The organism is Endoryza foliicola (assembly GCF_050589245.1).
GTDB classification, from domain to species: domain Bacteria; phylum Bacteroidota; class Bacteroidia; order Chitinophagales; family Chitinophagaceae; genus Endoryza; species Endoryza foliicola.
The window spans coordinates 95,646-112,199 of the sequence record NZ_JBOBEW010000008.1; the positions used below are offsets into that span (position 1 = coordinate 95,646).

General features: G+C 41.9%; 12 protein-coding genes. 4 read left to right on the forward strand and 8 right to left on the reverse strand.

Annotated elements, in window-relative coordinates; translation table 11 throughout:
• Positions 1–73 precede the first annotated feature (73 nt).
• Positions 74–760, forward strand: coding sequence for a response regulator (locus ACQ2HE_RS17180; protein ID WP_430901348.1), 687 nt, complete (start codon positions 74–76; stop codon positions 758–760).
• Positions 761–777: 17 nt separating this feature from the next.
• Positions 778–1,830, forward strand: coding sequence for a sensor histidine kinase (locus tag ACQ2HE_RS17185; protein WP_430901350.1), 1,053 nt, complete (start codon positions 778–780; stop codon positions 1,828–1,830).
• A gap of 68 nt (positions 1,831–1,898) precedes the next feature.
• Here ACQ2HE_RS17185 and ACQ2HE_RS17190 read toward each other — a convergent pair whose 3' ends face one another.
• The 7 genes from ACQ2HE_RS17190 to ACQ2HE_RS17220 all read right to left on the reverse strand — a co-directional run bounded on the left by ACQ2HE_RS17190 (position 1,899) and on the right by ACQ2HE_RS17220 (position 11,490).
• Entirely contained in the window at positions 1,899–3,017 is a 1,119-nt protein-coding gene (locus tag ACQ2HE_RS17190; protein ID WP_430901352.1) for a TIGR03364 family FAD-dependent oxidoreductase, read from the reverse strand.
• The gene (locus tag ACQ2HE_RS17195) at positions 3,010–4,281 is read right to left on the reverse strand and encodes a DUF5690 family protein (protein ID WP_430901354.1); all 1,272 of its coding nucleotides are present in this window, start codon (positions 4,279–4,281) and stop codon (positions 3,010–3,012) included. The genes ACQ2HE_RS17190 and ACQ2HE_RS17195 overlap by 8 nt, the downstream gene beginning before the upstream one ends.
• The gene (locus tag ACQ2HE_RS17200; protein ID WP_430901356.1) at positions 4,281–4,961 is read right to left on the reverse strand and encodes an HAD-IA family hydrolase; all 681 of its coding nucleotides are present in this window, start codon (positions 4,959–4,961) and stop codon (positions 4,281–4,283) included. The genes ACQ2HE_RS17195 and ACQ2HE_RS17200 overlap by 1 nt, the downstream gene beginning before the upstream one ends.
• A gap of 3 nt (positions 4,962–4,964) precedes the next feature.
• Positions 4,965–5,540: an HD domain-containing protein gene (locus ACQ2HE_RS17205; protein ID WP_430901358.1), complete on the reverse strand. Its 576-nt coding sequence runs from the start codon at positions 5,538–5,540 to the stop codon at positions 4,965–4,967.
• 3 nt (positions 5,541–5,543) lie between these two features.
• Complete coding sequence (locus ACQ2HE_RS17210) at positions 5,544–6,620, reverse strand: alkaline phosphatase family protein (RefSeq protein WP_430901360.1); 1,077 nt, start codon at positions 6,618–6,620, stop codon at positions 5,544–5,546.
• Positions 6,621–6,684: 64 nt separating this feature from the next.
• A complete protein-coding gene (locus ACQ2HE_RS17215) occupies positions 6,685–8,277 on the reverse strand; it encodes a SusD/RagB family nutrient-binding outer membrane lipoprotein (RefSeq protein ID WP_430901362.1) in 1,593 nt (530 codons plus the stop codon).
• Positions 8,278–8,295: 18 nt separating this feature from the next.
• Positions 8,296–11,490, reverse strand: a complete 3,195-nt coding sequence (locus ACQ2HE_RS17220; protein WP_430901364.1) for a SusC/RagA family TonB-linked outer membrane protein — start codon at positions 11,488–11,490, stop codon at positions 8,296–8,298.
• Positions 11,491–11,712: 222 nt separating this feature from the next.
• On the opposite strand from ACQ2HE_RS17220, the gene ACQ2HE_RS17225 reads away from it, so the two are divergent.
• Both ACQ2HE_RS17225 and ACQ2HE_RS17230 read left to right on the forward strand, forming a co-directional pair.
• Positions 11,713–12,546, forward strand: coding sequence for a UDP-2,3-diacylglucosamine diphosphatase (locus tag ACQ2HE_RS17225; RefSeq protein ID WP_430901366.1), 834 nt, complete (start codon positions 11,713–11,715; stop codon positions 12,544–12,546).
• A 3-nt stretch (positions 12,547–12,549) separates the two neighbouring features.
• Positions 12,550–13,584 (forward strand): glycosyltransferase family protein, encoded by a 1,035-nt coding sequence (locus ACQ2HE_RS17230; protein WP_430901368.1) that lies wholly within the window; start codon positions 12,550–12,552, stop codon positions 13,582–13,584.
• Positions 13,585–14,024: 440 nt separating this feature from the next.
• Here ACQ2HE_RS17230 and ACQ2HE_RS17235 read toward each other — a convergent pair whose 3' ends face one another.
• Entirely contained in the window at positions 14,025–15,842 is a 1,818-nt protein-coding gene (locus tag ACQ2HE_RS17235; RefSeq protein ID WP_430901370.1) for an alkaline phosphatase, read from the reverse strand.
• Between the last annotated feature and the right edge of the window lie 712 nt (positions 15,843–16,554).

Consider the following 16,554-nt stretch of genomic DNA (forward strand, 5'->3'; position numbering starts at 1 on the left):
AATTGTAAACTTGTATTCCAAGGCTATATACTGATGAACAAAGTGTTAGGTTTGTGAAAATATTTGTTAAAGCATGGTTGAGAACGGTAAAAAGGTGCTGATTGCGGATGACGAGCCGGATATTCTCGAGATTATTCAGTACAACCTCAAGAAAGAAGGGTATGAAGTGATCACGGCAAAAGACGGAGACGAGGCCTTGACCAAGGCAAAGATGTTCAAGCCGGAATTGATTATCCTCGACATTATGATGCCGAAGAGAAATGGAGTGGAAGTGTGTGAAATTTTGCGAAGTCAGTCGTCCTTTAAAGATACATTGATCATTTTCCTAACAGCATTAAGCGACGAGTCGAGCCAAATTAAGGGATTAGAAACGGGTGCCGACGATTACGTAAACAAGCCGATCAGTCCGAAAGTATTGGTAAGCAGGGTAAATGCCTTGTTTAGAAGAATCAGCAAACCGGTTCCCGAGAATGACCACCAACTGAAGTTTGACCAATTAGAGATCGATGCCGACAAGTACGAAGTGAAGGTAAAAGGTGAAGTAGTGGTATTGGCAAAAAAGGAATTTGAATTATTGAATCTACTAGCATCCCGCCCGGGACGTGTTTTTTTAAGAAATGAAATATTGAGTCAGATTTGGGGTCAAGAAGTGATTGTTGGGGACCGAACCATTGATGTGCACATTCGTAAGATTCGTCAGAAATTGGGTTTGGATTGCATCACCACAATTAAAGGAGTAGGCTACAAATTTGATTTGTAGTTAGTAGCTTTGACACTATGGCGTCTACCAAGAATCTTTCTCCCCGTCAGTTATCTGCTTTTACAGCTTGTATACTTTCAATACCGATTGCACTCGGCATTTGGGGTATTACCTCCGATTGGCGCATCGGTACAGCAAGTTTGGTGATTGTATGGATCGGAAGTTTTGCATTAATATTGGTGACGCTCGAGCAATTTATCTATCGCAAGATCAAACTCATTTACAAACTCATTCATCAAAAAAAGGCTACCAAGAGAGAAGAAGTGTATTTCAAATACATTCTACCTAAGAAAAGTATTGATGAAGTGAGAGAAGATGTGGAAGCTTGGGGCGAGCAGCAACAAAAAGAAATTGAGTTGCTCCAACGGAATGAGGCCTACAGGAAAGAATTCTTACAAAACCTTGCTCACGAATTCAAGACTCCCATCTTTGCCATTCAAGGATATGTAGACACGCTCTTGGATGGAGCCATGGAAGATCAAGAAGTGGCCAAACGATTTTTGGAAAAAGCATCGAAGAATACTGCTCGTTTGGTAAATCTAGTGAGCGATTTGGATGAGATCACGCGTTTGGAAAGTGGAGAGCAATTGTTGTATAAACAGAATTTTGTGATCCAAGATTTGATCCAGGAAGTGTACGACACTTTGTCGATAAAATTACAAGCGAAAAACATCCAAGCCTCTATCAAAAAAGGGTGCGAAGCCCCCATTACAGTTTTTGCCGATAAAGAAAAGATCAAACAGGTATTGGTGAATTTGGTGGTGAATGCTACCAAATACGGCAAGCAAAACGGAACCATTGTAGCCAGCGTTTACAATACAGATGAGCAACATGTAATTGTTGAGGTAAGTGATGATGGAATAGGTATTGAAGAAGAACATTTGGGCCGCATTTTCGAACGATTTTATAGAACCGATTCAGCGCGCTCGCGCGATAAAGGGGGTACCGGTTTAGGTCTCGCTATTTGCAAACACATTATAGAAGCACATGGTGAAACCGTGCATGTAAGAAGCACTCCTGATGTGGGAACAACGATTGGATTTACCCTTGCGCGTAAGCAGAACGGCTAACTAATTTGAGAGTTGTTGAGTTAGTTGAAATCAGGGTCACATTCACCAATGAACACATTTACCAATTATCAAATTCCACTACTCCATTCTTCTGCCAATCCAAAACTCAAAGTCATTCCCGCTCCGCTTAATGCATTGATGATATGAACGCCCGGTTCAGGATTAAGGAGAATTTCAGTAGCGCCAATGGTTGATTTGGCATAAATGCCGTGCCAAGAAGCTTGAGGTGAGAAGCCTTTAATATTTGCAAATTGTTGGAGGTAATCGAGAATAAGTTTATTGATGTCTTCTCTATCGAAAGGATCAAAAGTGAGTCCGTATTCATGGGAATCACCGAGCGTAATAGATGCTTCGTCATTTTGAGAAAGCATGACGTGAATTCCATTCTTTACATAATCGTTCATTTCTGATTCATAACGATCGCGCAGCTTTTCCAAAGTAGCAGCAACTGTGAAACTTTTATAGTGAATCAAACTCAATCCACCGCAAAGCGCCGCCCCTACTCTATCGGAAGACGATGCGCTGTAACGCATCATTTGAAGCTTGCATTTGGTAATGGGTTGTTTCGAGTATACTTCAGGGTAGAGTGTTTCGAAATCGGCTCCGCTACATACTGCAATCAAATCTGCTTCGTAATAGTTGCCGCCAGCTTTCACTTTATGACTGCTCACTTCAGTAGCAGCTGTATCCCATATAAACTCAACACCGTATGCTTCGTTTAAATAGCCTGGTAAAGATGCGATGGCTTTATAAGGAGTAACAATGGTTTCGTCGGAGCTCCAGAGTGCACCCAAGCATTTGTCGGTTTGTGCAATGGTAGATTTGCTTACTACTTGTTCAGCAGTAAGTAATTGAATAGGACGTTCTGCATGGTAATGTTCGTATAATTCTTGTAATACTTCCCATTCGTCTTGATGATAGGCTAAATGTAAACTGCCTGCTTGCTCGTACCAGAAGGCGCCGCTGTCGCCAATTTCTTTCCAAATATCTCTGCTTCTGCAAGCACGTTGGTACAAGGTTCCTGAGGGTTGACCAACCGGCCACACCATTCCAAAATTTCGAACAGAAGCACCTACTGCATAGGTGGATCTTTCGATAACGGTAACATCAAATCCTTTAATCGACAATGCGCGCGCTGTGGCCAAGCCAACAATACCCGCACCTATTACAATAGCAGACTTACTCATGAGTTTGCAAACTTGCTTGTTTTTTAAAATAAATATAGGAACCTAATACTCCTGCCAAACCCAACACGCCGGCAATAATTACAGCCGTTCCATAAAAATTCACCCAATTCATTTGAACGCGAGCGATCTCTTTGGTAAGCATCACCGTCATGCTTCCCATGTATCCGAATGCATCGGCGATGTACATCAGAAAACCAACATTCCCTGCAATTTTGAAAGCGCTGATGAATCGTTCAAAAAAGATACAGTTAAAGGGAATATAACCCATGTACAGTCCTAGCCCTACTCCTTGCATCCAAGCTGCACCGCTGATCCATCCTTGAAAGTAGGCGATTGAAGAACCGGCTGCTATCACAAATCCAACAGCTACAACAGAATGTATAATAAAGAATGTTTTGAAGCTGTTTCGAATCAGCACTAACAAACACATCACCGTTAATACAATGATGGAAGTGATGGTTTCGGTTTGAGTGAACTTTTCGGGCTTCTTTCCGTAACCGAGTTCATTCCACATGTTCGACATGAAATTGTCTCGTATATCGCGCATTACCGTTAGTAGCACATAGGTGATGGTTACCATTAACAATCCCAATCCAAATTGTTGGAGAATTTTTCTTCGTTGTTCGCGCGACATTGGAATGCGCATTTGTCGTTCCGCCACATCTTCTTCTGATGGAGCAGGCACTCTTTCTAACAAAAAGAAAAAAAGTGCAAGGGGAAGAAAGAAGACCAATCCGGTAGCAGCGCCGATCCACACATCGGGAATGGAAAAAGCATCTCGAAGCCAAACAGCAACGCTTCTGGTAAAGCCTCCTGCAAAGATGAAGCTTACTGCCATAGCAGCTCCAATAAAATCGGTGGTTCTTCTTCCTTCTACATAACTAAAAACGATGCCCCAGAGAAAGCCCAAGCAAAATCCATTCAACAATAAACAAAGCATACCATAGGGAGCAGGAATCAATCCGAAGATCAATAAAGCCAACCAGGACGTGCCGATCAATAAAAATGCGGGCTTCCATCTCGCTTTTCTACCAAGTTCTGCGATGAATTTGATGCCTGTGAATTTACTGAGCATGTATCCAATTCCCTGACTGATGATCAACAAAGTTTGATAAGGCACACCCCAGAAGCTGATGCCTTCAAAAGAAGCCACGGTAAAGGGTTTGCGATAGGCATAAACAGAAGCGTAAGTTACAAACGCCACTATAGCGATGTAAACGGCTTTTTGCCAATCGGCTTTCTTATTTATGGGTAGTGTACTCATTAAAGAATCATCGGTTCCAAAGCAGCGAGGCTGTCAATGATTTCATCGGGTTGATAGGATGCCAATTGCTCTTTGGTATAGGCACCGGTTGTTACAGAAACCACTAATCCACATTGAGCATTTCGCCCTTCTTGAACATCCACTTCTGTATCTCCTACTTTTACTACTTCAGCATTGTTCTCCACACCAAACAAAGCTTTCATTTTCTCGATCATGTAGGGATAAGGACGGCCTTCCGGAACTTCATCGCTGGCTACCATCACATCAATTTTATCGTTCCAATTCAATCGATCTACAATCGTTTGAGCGATGGGTTTAGTGAACCCGGTATTCAATCCTACTTTCACACCATGCGAGCGAAGTTTTGAGAACAATTCTTCTGCATAAGGTAGTGGTGCCAAATCAGGATCTGCTTTGTAGAAAGCCACCATATTGTTTTCGAAACGCGTATGAATGCTGTTGATTAATTCAGGGCCGCCAACAATTCCGGTTTTCTTTTGATCGGTCAGCAATTTGGTGATAGCATCTATCTTTCTCCATCCCATCACAAAATTCACTTCTTCTTTTCCTAATTTAATTCCGTGGAATTGAAAAGCCTCGATAAAAGCAGCAGCTACATTTCCCTTATCAACTACGGTAGTGCCGGCCATATCCAGCACCACCAATTTATATTTTGCCATTACTCAGTTTTGTTGTTGTAAATGTTGAATGATCAATCTACGATAAAAACTCAAATCGCCCACAGGTTTAGAAGGATCTTTTGCTTCATCATCTAAATGTCGCATGATTACTTTTTCTTTAAACAAAGGGTCTTGTTCGAATTCGGCTGCTTCTTCGCTGTTCATTACACCACCTTGATAGCTTAGTGTAATTTTACTGGCCTCAGATAATTGATCGTAATATTCGGGATGCTTCCACGTGAGGTAACGTTTTGCCTCCACATGTGCTTCTACTAAAGTAATAACACGAGTTGAAAAAGCATGTTTAGCGAGGAATTCGGCGCCAACCCCTTCGTGGTTCTTAGTGCCATATCCGTTCATTTGGTTTTCTTCTTCGGCGTGAACGCAGATGTGGCCAATATCGTGCAAGAAGGCTGCAAGAATGATGTCAGCTTCTCTGTTTTGTTCACGTGCCAGTTCTGCAGACTGATACATGTGCTGCAATTGGGTTACGGCTTCACCTGCATACTCATTGCCACCATGCTTTTCATAGAGCCCGATGATTTCATCAGCTATTTGTATGGCATGTACTAAATCCATCTTTTATTTTTTATAGATTGAAGGAATTGGTGCAGCTACCGGATGGTTGGCTGTAAACTGAAAGCCAAGCAACTGTGCGATGGTAGCTGCGATTTGTTGTTGGAAGAGCCCGGGGCCGTTCGATACTTCACCCAGTGGTTTCATATCAGGTCCAATGGCAGCAATCCAAATTTCATGTGCATCTTCAATACGTTCTCCGTGATGACGCCAGTTTCCTTTTACTTTATCTCCTCTTCCATGGTCGGTGGTTACAATGAGCGTGGTTTTGTCTTTGTACTCAGGCATGGATTGAATGATGTTCCAAAGGTCGCCAATCATGGCATCTTCTGCATGAGCTGCTTTTAGATACTGATCGTACAAGCCGCCATGAGCAAAATCATCCGTTTCATCGAAAGAGATGTACAATACTTTTGGTTTGTATGCTTTTAAATACTCACGAGCAGCCATATATGTAATAAGATCAGGTCGCACGCCGATGGGACGCGGCGCGAGGTACTGCATATCGTTGAGCATTTTTAAAGTAGGCGTATTGAAATTGAATGAATCAGCATCTGCGTTTACGTAGAGGCCGCTTCTTTGTCTATTTAAGATATACGGAAACACATCCCATGTTGTAAAAGCAGCTACTTTACCCTTCATTCCCGATTGATTGTTTAAAAACTCTAACACATTGATGTTTTTGTTCCAGGTCTTATCGTTAGAGTTGACTGCTGTATCAGGATAACCGGTGAAAATTTCATTGTAGCCGGGATAGGAAAACCAATATTTGTTGGCATTGTCTACTGTGCTATTGAGCGTACGATTACCGTGAAGTTGACCTTGTTTAGCGATGGTATTCCAGAAAAACGTAAAGATCTTTTTTCTACTTTCTTCAGGAGTAGCAGCACCAAAGTCACGTTTCAAATCGTCGCGGTCTCTTACATAACTGCTGTCAGACGCTAAAACCGGATCGAGGCCTTTGAATACTTCTTGCCAGCGCATGCCGTCGAGGGTTACGATGATCACGTTTTCAGTTTTGCGTTGCGCAAATACTGCCATGTTTACAACGATCAATATAAGTGAAAAGAAAAGTTTTTGCATACTTCTAGATTTAAAACAAGGGCGCAACTATTCGTTACGCCCTTATAAATTTAACTAATAACCATTATTGATTTACCCAAAGTTCTTTGTTGATATCGTCTGAACCACCGAATTGGCTGCTTAAAGCACTTGCCAAGTTTGTACCATTGGTGGTACGCTCAGTTCCGGGATATTGAAATCTTTTAGGAATTTTTCCACTATTGCCCGTACCCGGACCATTCTGTGCAAATGCAGGGATACCGGTTCTTCTGTATTGGTAATAAGCTTCCATACCTGAGTTTTGGAAGAAAGCTACATATTTCTGTGTCAGAATTTGGTTCAAACCTGTTGCAGTGTTGCCTGCGTATTTTACCGATGATTGGTTGTAGTAATCGTTGAAGATGAAGCTTACAGCGAAGCTATAGTAATCACCGCCTTCACTTACTTTACCACCGGGTTTCAAATAATAGAAAGTGTTAGCACCTTCTTTGATACCATAGAATCCGATAGAGGCTTGGATACCCTTTTTGTACCAAGATTCAGCATCGCCTGCTACCCAACCTCTGTTGATAGCTTCAGCAATATTGAAACACATTTCAGGATAACCTACCATCAAAGTATTTTCAGCAGTATAAGTGCTGTAATATCGCTTACGACCGTAGAAAGAATATTGACCCGGAGTGAAACCGGCGCCATTATCGGTTCCTGCTTTAGAGCTCATATCAGCCAAATCTTCTGCAGGGCTCGCGCCAACATAAGCTGCATGATCTGAGGGAGCCAAGCCGGCTTTCAATTTTGAACCGGCAGGATCCGCAACAACAAAGGTTCTTGGATCCTTGTTGGCAGTTAAAATTCCCAAATAGGTAGAAGACATGTTGTAACGAGTAGCATCAAAACCGAAGTTATCAGGACTTGTAGGGTACTTGTTAAATGGATTGATGTACACATACTGCCAGTTATCGTCCATGCTTTCGAAGATGGGGTAATTGGTTTTGTTAGACAATATTTTTGCAAAATCGGCTTTGATGTTCAAAGTTGCATCAGCGTCTTTCTTACTTAAACTTACCAATACTCTTAAACGGAAACTGTTTACTGCCTTCTGCCATTTTTTCAAATCATTGTTGAAGTAGAAATCACCCAACAAAGAATTATCAGAAGCAGTGATCAATTGTGCCATTTGTGTATTCGCCTCATCCAACCATTTCAATACTTGTACAAAGATTTCTTTCTGTGTATTGTATTTAGGAGTAAGATTGGTATTTCCTTGCAAAGCTTCACTCATAGGAAGGTCTCCTACACGCATCGTCATTTCATAAAACAAATAACCACGGAAGAATTTACCTAAGGCTGTGTAAGGATTTACGTCTTTACCACCAGACTTCTTTGCTTCTTCTTCCATTTTAATTACATTCTTCAAGGTAGTGTAGTACAAAGTAGCACCACCGAAGTTGTATTCTTGGTTACCATAGTAGTTATAATTGCAACAAGCGAATTGATTCCAGCGGTGTTCAATACCCCAGGGTTCAATAAAGATGCTGTTTTCAACACCATTCAGAGCAAGAGATGCCGGAACGGATTCAGGGCTGTTTGGATTCTGCTCCAATTCCTGAAACTTTTTATCGCAAGCCGTAAGTCCCATAACGAGAACAGCAGCGGCTATTAAGATTCTAGATTTCATGTTAACTTAGTTTATGTATTAGAATACAATGTTGATGTTGATTCCGTAACGCTTTAAAGTAGGCGTTTGGAGGTTACTAGAGGTTTGTGAACCTGCGTATTGGTCGATGTCTACATCGTTGTTACGCTTCTTCACGAAATAGAACAAGTTGCGTCCTACAAAAGAAACCGATGCAGATTTCATGAAACTTCCTTTCACAAAGCTTTCAGGAAGTGTATATCCCAAGGTAATTTCACGAACTTTTGCAAAAGTTTTACTCATCAAGTTTCCTTCAGCAGTTGAATTGTAACGGCTGATATAATCTTGCAAATACGTTTTTGTAGTATTTGGAGCGAAGGTTAAATCTTTGTAGTTAGTGATCTGACCGGTTACAGGATCGTAAACAGGAGTACCACTTGCTACCACTACACCTTCACCAACATACGTTTTGTTACCTAAGTAGTCTTGATAACGAGCTTCACCCATTGCACCTTGAGTAGTTTCGATGTGACGACCACCACGGAAGGTTTGGCGACGCAGGTAGTTTTCCATAGTACCACCTACACGACCATCCACTTGAACGGTTAAGCTGAAGTTTTTGTAACGGAACTTATTCGTAACACCCCATACCCAATCAGGATTACCATAACCCAAGATTTGGTTTTTAGGATAACGAATAGGACGTCCGCCACCATCGTTTACAATTTTTCCATCAGGTGTTCTTACAAATGCTTGACCTTGGTACAAGTCTAAACGATCACCTTTCTTCACATAGATATCACCCACCAAAATTGAGTCAGCAGGAAGTTCTGCGTAGGTTTGACGATAAGTAGACCAGTTGACCAATACATCCCAGCTGAACGACTTAGTTTTTACGGCACTTCCATTCAAAGTAAACTCCATACCCTTGGTTTGGTATTTCGCTGCGTTGATATAGATAGCTGAATAACCGGTTGTTTGAGAGATCGGGTTACGGAAGATTTGAGGTCCATCTACGTAAGTAAAGAAAACCCCTTCTAAGCCGATTCTGTTTTTCAAGAAACGGATGTCGAAACCGGCTTCGTAGTTAGAACGAGCAGCAGTTTGGATATCATCATACAAGTTATCAGTATAATAGGCTGCACTTGTATTGTTATAATCCAAACGAGTATTATAAGTTTTGCTCACCAAAGAATAGGTTGGTCCATCATACGATGTTTGATAAGCAGCCCCATATCCGATAGGGTAAGAAGAAGGTCCGATATAAGCGGAAGTACCACCATCACGAACATTGGCATACGATGCTTTCAATTTTAAGAAAGAGAAAGGACCAGGCATCGTTGCATAGTCGCTGATCACCGTGCTAATTGCTGCTGAAGGGTAGGTACCTGGTTTAGAACCTGGGATAGCAGATGATTTATCTGTACGAATAGAAGCATTCAAGCTTACATAGTTTTTGTAGCTCAAATCCAATGAACCGTACACACTCTGAACCAACATCTGAGAGCTAAAGTTAGAAGCGACGATGGGGTTTCTAGAGTTTGCAAAAGTGTAGATACCGGGAACGTTCAAATAATCGGTAGTAACGAAACTAGAATTGTAACGCATGGTGCGTACGTTTCCACCACCTACTGCTGAAACATTCAAACCTTTGAAATTTTGATTGTATTTCACCAACACTTCGGTGTTGTTTTCAAATAGGTTACGAGTGTCTTCACGATAGTCACCTCTTGCTTCTTCTCTACCATAAGTAGTGGCAGAATAAGGGAATTTTTCTGTTCTCAACAAACCATAAGTAGTTACTGAAGAACGACCGATGATGTCGAGGTTCTTGTTGATCTTATAACTTAAGGTTGCATAACCGTACAAGTCATTCTTGTAGTGACCTCTCAACCATTCTTTGGCCAAAAACCATGGGTTGTTGTAACGTTGGTATTCAGCATAAATTTGTTGAACACCTTCTTTACCGGGCTGCCAGTAATTCTTCATGTCGTCGATGTCCCAATCGGCACCACCCCAAATAACGATGTTATAGATCATACTGTTAGGGCCGTAGTTCACATCGGGAACGTTTGGAGTAGACTGACGGTTGTAGTTCATATTGGCTTCAAAACGGAGTTTGCTATTGAAATTGTGAGCAATAGAAGTGTTGAAGTTGAAACCATTCAATTGTGTATTCGGAACAATCCCTCTTTGGTAGGTATGAGTTAAAGAGAAGCGAAGATCTGACTTCTCATTGCTGGAAGAAACAGAGATATTGTTGGTTGTCAGCAATCCTGTTTGTAAAAAACGACCGAGGTTGTTTTTACCACGTGCTACCCAAGGAGTTCCTTGACGCACACCGGTAACAGGGTCAACTGGGCTATCGTATTGAGGAATGGATTGTCCTTCGAATTTAGGACCCCAGATATCATAGTCGCCATCGTTCAAGCCACCACCGCGGCCATCAACGAATGCATAGCGACCATGGTCGCCAGGACCGTACTCATCTTGTACTTTAGGGAAAGAGTTGAAACCTTTCTCCATCATTACTGAGCTATTGTATTCTACAGAGAAACCTCTTTTGTCTTTTGAACCTTTCTTAGTAGTGATGATGATCGCGCCATTCACTGCACGGTTACCATAAAGAGCTGCAGCAGTTGGTCCTTTCAAAACTGAATAGGATTCAATATCATCCGGGCTGATGTTCCAAGTATCTGAGTTGATGGGAACCCCGTCAACTACGAAGAAGGTAAGACTGGTACCACGCAACAAAACTTGCGGGCGACCGAGAATCTCGGCACTTGCGCCAACTGAGAGACCGGCCACTTTACCAACCAATCCGTTGATCGCATTTGGTTCACGCGCTTTCACGAGATCAGCACCTTTCACTTCTTGAACCGAGTAACCGAGGCGCTTGGTTTCTTTTTTGATACCCAAAGCGGTTACCACTACTTCGTTCAATGCTTGAGGATTCACTTCTACTGAAACAGAATAGTTAGCAGAAGCTGAAACGGTGAAGTTTGTTTCTTTGATTGCGATGCCGCTCACTACAACTACATCGCCCACATTTGCTTTTAAGAAAAATTGACCATCTGCATTGGTAGTGGTTCCTGCAGAAGTTCCTTTAACAACGAGAGACACCCCAGCCACAGGTGTTTGATCTTTGGAATTCAGGACCTTTCCAGAGATCGATTTTTGTGCAAACACTGCAATTGGCAACCACATTACCAGTGCCAACATCAGTGTTTTGAGGCTGAAAGAGGAATTACTCATATCAGTTGATTTTGATTTTTGCTTGATGCTGCGAAAGTATTTGTAACGTGTTACCGATTTGTGAAGGGATTGTGACCGGAGCCTTAACGAACTGTTAGCAAATTAAAAACATGTTAAAATGCAGTGGTGGTAATAAAATGTTCACACAGGCTTAATGGTTACATAATATAGAGCTAATAGTTTAGTAAGATTGATATGCTTGCTTTGTGAAACCCAACTCTGATGGAAAAACGAAAATTAGATGTAGTAGTGTTGTCCGATATCCACCTTGGCACCTACGGCTGTAAAGCAAAGGAATTGGTTGCGTATTTAAGAAGTATACAACCAAGCATCTTAATATTAAACGGCGACATCATTGATGGGTGGCAATTCTCCAAACATTATTTCCCTCCGGCTCACTTGGCCGTTATTAAAGAAGTGCTGAATTTAATGATGAATGAGGGAACCCGTGTGTTCTACATTACGGGCAATCATGACGAAATGCTCCGTAAATACACAGATCTGCAATTGGGTCAGTTTACACTCACCGATAAACTGGTGCTAGAGATCAACAACAAAATGACCTGGATCTTCCACGGTGATGTATTTGATCACACAACCAAGAATGGAGCCAGCATCATTACTAAATTAGGCAGCACCGGTTACGCTTCTTTGTTGCTTTTAAATAAATGGACCAATTCCATAATGCGCTTGCTGAAAAAAGAACCGGTATCCTTCTCCAAAAAAATCATGAAAGGATTTAACAAAGCGCTGAAGATCGAAAAGTTTGAAGAAATGGCTGCTACCATTGCCATTCAAAAAAAATACGATTACGTTATCTGCGGACATATTCACGAGCCACAAAAGCGTGTGATCTCAAATGAACAAGGTTCGGTTACTTATTTAAACAGTGGCGATTGGGTGGAACACCTCACTTCACTAGAATATAAAAACAGCGAGTGGAGCATTTTCACCTACGACGAAAAAGAATTCACCCAAAATTTCACTCCGATGAAAGCCCATACCAACGTGATCACAGATGAGATCAGCTTCTATATTAACTCACTAGCAATTTAAACCATGAAAATACTTTATTCAGTACAAGCAACCGGAAATGGACATATTAGTCGCGCTATGGAACTACTCCCATTCTTACAGAAATATGGAGAAGTAGATATTTTTTTGAGTGGAGCGAACAGCACCCTTAGCTTGGATGCGCCAATTAAATACAGAAGCAAAGGCATCAGTTTGTTTTATACCTGCACCGGAAGCTTAGACTTTACAAGATTGGTAAAGAATTTTCATCCTGCTCAATTGTGGAAAGAAGTTAATGAATTACCGGTTGAAAAATACGATTTGGTTTTAAATGATTTCGACAGCGTAACGGCCATGGCATGTGCAAGAAAGAAGAAAGCATCTGTGAATTTTGGACACCAGGCTAGTTTTATGTCGGAAAAAACACCACGGCCGGGCAAGAAGAGTTTTGTGGGAGAATGGATTTTAAAGAATTACGCCAAGGCAAATCAATACATAGGGTTGCATTTCGATAGTTATGATGACTTTATCTACTCCCCCGTTATTAAATCTGAGATCCTGAACGCTGAACCTACGAAGGGTGGATACATTACTGTGTATCTGCCTGCTTATTGCGATCAAATTTTGCACCCTATTTTTTCTAAACACAAAGATGTGTCGTTTCAAATTTTCTCTCATCAAAGAAACGAACCCACTCGAATCGATAATATTACTTATATCCCTGTTGGAAAACAGGCTTTCAATGAAAGCTTGATTCATTGCGATGGATTGATCACCGGTGGTGGGTTTGAAACGCCTGCTGAAGCCATTGCTTTGAAGAAGAAACTAATTGCCATTCCTATTAAAGGGCAGTATGAACAGCAGTGCAATGCGGCAGCATTGAGAAATTTGGGCGTGAAAACCTTCGATGACTTGGGGAATGATTTTAAAGATGGCATGAATGATTTCTTATACCACGATCAACCAATTGATCACAAGTATCATTATTCTACTCAAGAAATTGTGGATTTGCTAATGGCGAAATGCGCGAATATGGATTTCAGTTTGGATTTTAATTATCCGGAGTTGATGTTTAATTAGGGGTTAGGCGTTGGGTGTTAGGCTTTAGGCGTTGGGCTTTAGGAAATACATTCACCGCTAAGAGCGCAGAGTCCGCGAAGGAGTCGCAGAGAGCTTTTTTTTCGCATCCATCCAATTTTCTTTCACTGCAGCGGCACAGCGATCCTTCGACTAGAATTTCGGCCTGCTAAGGACAAGTTCGCGGAGGAAACGCAGCGACTTTCGTTGCGGACCTTTGCGTACTTAGTTACTTTGCGGTTGAGTAAACTGATCGAAAATTTTTATGATCGGAAATTGATTTTAGAATTCGCATTTTTTTTGACCACAGAATACTCAAATTATTACAGATTACCACAGATTAGCCTCTGTATTCAATCAACCTGACTGCCGGCTGTTCCATTATTAATTATTAATTGTTAATTATTAATTATCTCGGCTGTTCCATTATTAATTGTTAATTATTAATTATTAACTCCCATCGCTTTCAACACAAACCTAAAAATCTCTGTATTCTCATACACCCCTCTGAAATATTGTGAACCGGGTCCATAGGCGAACACAGGTACCGGAATAGCGGAATGATCATCGGAAGCGAATTGTCCGGCGATGAATCCTTTCTTATAGTCGCCATCTAAAAGCGTTAATCCTCCTGTTTCATGATCAGCAGTAACAATTACGAGTGTTTCTCCATTGCTATCTGCGAACTTCATAGCTGCTGCTATTGCTTGGTCGAAATCGATCACTTCTGTTGCAACTTTGGGAAGATCATTCGCATGAGCGCCATGATCTACTTGAGCGCCTTCTAACATCATAAAAAATCCCCTGGGACCTTGAACAATAGAAACCGCTTTTTCGAAGGCAGCGGTCAACCATGCACCTCTACCTTGTAAAATTGATTTATAGGCGTTGGAATCACTAACCAATACCGGCTTCAAGCCCTTTTTCGCATCAGATAAATTGGCTACTACATCAAACTTTACTTTTACAGAGTCTTGTAATGAAGTGGGAATGTTAGATGGATATCCACCAGCAATAAAAGCGATGGATGCTTTTAGAAGGTCGCGCAAAATTGCATCAGATTTAGAGCGCTCCGATTGATGCGCATAGAAATCGGCGGGAGTGGCATCTGTTATATCACCTGAAGTGATCAAAGCTGTTTTCATTCCACGCTTGTCAAAGATAGCGGGCAAAAGTAAGAGAGGTAATCCATTGGTATCGGCTCCAACGTAGCGGTTTTTGGTTTTTTGTCCGGAAGCGAAAGCTGTAGAACCGGGCGCCGAATCGGTTACAAAATTATCGGCGGAAGAAGTTTTCGACAAACCAATAGAGCGCATATTGAATACATTCAAGAAGGCATGATTGGCTGTGTATCCGGCAAACCAATGGGCTAAGCTTGTTCCATCTCCAATAAGTAGAATCACATTCTTTACCGGCTTGGATGCTCCATCGTTCTTATATTTCGGTTGATAGATTTTTGATTGCACCGCATTGGTATAAGACCGGGTTGGATAGGTTTTCAGAAATTCGGATAGTTTGGTGGAATGATCCGTGTTGATATAGTCTACACCCCAATCTGAGAAATGATACCAGGCATTGATGTTATCGGGACTGTTCCAAAAACGAATCTTCTTTCCTAATTGATGAACTTTGGTTACTGCTGCCACAATCTTTCTTTCTTCTTCTGCACTTACTCTTCCTTTTCCATTCCACTTCGCCGCATAGCTACCAAAATTGTCGCTCATCATAGCGATGCGTGTCAAAGCATCGAGGGAGTATGTCTTTTGTATTTCACCATCAAACCAAATAAAATCCGGGTAAGTAGTATAGGTGTCGGGAGATGGGCGATTTCCGGAAATTGAAATACGAATGTATTCACTGTTAATGATTTCCGGGTATTGTTGCAGTTGTTGAATCAATGCGTTCAAACTGGGGACAGCAGCTGTTTTAATATCGATCATCAGTTGAAAGCCTTTCGGCCCCATTTTCTTCAATTCATTACCATCTTTTGTAATGATGCTTTTAAGCGGTTCTAGGTATAACGCACGTAATGAACGGTCAACGCGAATGTCTTTTGGTTCGTGCGCTACTAGGAGACTGTCTTTCCAGAAATAAACGTCCGCCTCAATGGAACGCATTCCGGCGAAAAAAGCCTCGTAAAATGGAATTTTATTTTCGTAATCGTTGTGCGAATGCCCGAATGATTGCGTTTGTGCACGGCTATTCCAACATAGAATGGAAAACACAATTAATACAACTATCTTTCTTATCATTAATCTCATATGTTCGTTTTTAAAGGCCTTGAATTTATTATTGATGTGCGACCCCTCCAGGGTCGTTTGCACTGTTCATGTTTTTCGCGGCTACCAATATGCGACCCCTCCAGGGTCGTTTGCACTGTTCACGTTTATCGCGGCTACTGATGTGTGACCCCTACAGGGTCATTTGCATTGCACATCGTTTATTGGTGCTACTGATATGCGCCTCTACAGGGACGATTGCACTGTTCACGTTTTTCGCGGCTACCAAGATGCGACCCCTCCAGGGTCGGTGGCACTGTTCACATTTTTCGCCGCTACTGATGTGTGACCCCTACAGGGTCATTTGCACTGTTCATATTTATCGCTGCTACTGATGTGCGACCCCTACAGGGTCGTTTGCACTGCATATCGTTTATCGCTGCTACTGATATGTGACCCCTGCAGGGTCAATCGCGTTGCACATCGTTTAACGGTGCTACTGATATGCGCCTCTACAGGGACGATTGCACTGTTCACGTTTTTCGCGGCTACCAAGATGCGACCCCTCCAGGGTCGGTGGCACTGTTCACATTTTTCGCCGCTACTGATGTGTGACCCCTACAGGGTCAATCGCATTGCACATCGTTTAACGGTGCTACTAATATGCGCCTCTACAGGGACGATTGCACTGTTCACGTTTTTCGCGGCTACCAAGATGCGACCCCTCCAGGGTCGGTGGCACTGTTCACATTTT